Here is a 461-nt window from a genome sequence, read left to right on the forward strand (position 1 = left end):
GCCCGCTACCGGACCCACTCCCGCAGCGGTCAGCGCGGCCGGACCTGGCAGCGGATCGCGATGCCCGCCGAGACACACCGTCTCGGTCCCGGCCGCGACCACGTCGCGGTGCTGGACGAGCGGGCCGAACTCCGCATTCGGCGAAGGGCCTTCGGCAGCGGGCAGCTCGTCACCGTTGCTCTCGTGAACGCCGCCAGGGACGATTCCGCATCGGGCGGCACCGACCGCTGGGACCGGATGCTGTTCCAAGTGGAGCTGCGGGCCCGGCCGGTCGACGGGCAGGTGCTCCAGTACCCGAGCGTGCGTCTGGCCAGCAGGGACGAGGAGGAGCAGGAGCTGCGCCTGCAGTACCGGCACGTGCGGACGCACGCCGTCGGGCACGGGTGCGCCGTCGAGGAGGTGTACGACGACGAGACCGGCAGTCGCGTGACCGGGCTGCGGGCTGCCGTCATGCCCGAGGC

General features: G+C 73.1%; 1 pseudogene. It reads left to right on the forward strand.

Going from position 1 to position 461, the window contains the following annotated elements:
* Positions 1–461 (forward strand): annotated as a pseudogene (locus KDL01_RS41935) (helicase-related protein); the annotation flags it as partial.

This window comes from Actinospica durhamensis (assembly GCF_018139695.1).
In the GTDB taxonomy this organism is placed as follows: domain Bacteria; phylum Actinomycetota; class Actinomycetes; order Streptomycetales; family Catenulisporaceae; genus Actinospica; species Actinospica durhamensis.